The 516-nt window shown below is 33.1% G+C and carries 1 pseudogene; it reads left to right on the forward strand.

Going from position 1 to position 516, the window contains the following annotated elements:
• Window positions 1-516, forward strand: a pseudogene (locus tag LC419_RS23605) (S9 family peptidase); the annotation flags it as partial.

The raw sequence follows: 516 nt of genomic DNA on the forward strand, positions 1-516 counted from the left end.
TTGTCATTGTAGCCCTGAACAAAAACAACAAGCAAATCTTCGAACCCTATAAAATCAATTTTAATACAGGGGAAATGACTCAGCTTTATGAGAATAAGGACGTTAATAACCCTATTGACGGGTATGTCTTTGACAAAAAAGGGAATCTGAGAGGATACACAGTTCTGGAAAACGGATTGACCACAAAAACATATTATAAAGACTTAGAGACGGGGAAGTTTAATCTTATTAAATCAACAGACTGGAAAAACACATTCAGTATTATTGGGTTAAATGATAATTCCAAAAATAAAGATGAAGCGTATGTAGCGACCAATTTAGACAGTGATAAAGACCGGATCGTGTTGTATGATCTTAAAAAGAATGTCATTATAAAAGAAGTGTATTCCAATCCTGTATATGATGTAAGTTCAATAAGTACAGCCCGCAAAAACAGGAATTATGAATTGGATTATATAAGTTATACGGGAGTTAAAAGTGAGACAATTCCGGTAAGTAAGTTTTATAAAGAAGTTC

The organism is Chryseobacterium sp. OSA05B (assembly GCF_019970065.1).
Lineage (GTDB): Bacteria > Bacteroidota > Bacteroidia > Flavobacteriales > Weeksellaceae > Chryseobacterium.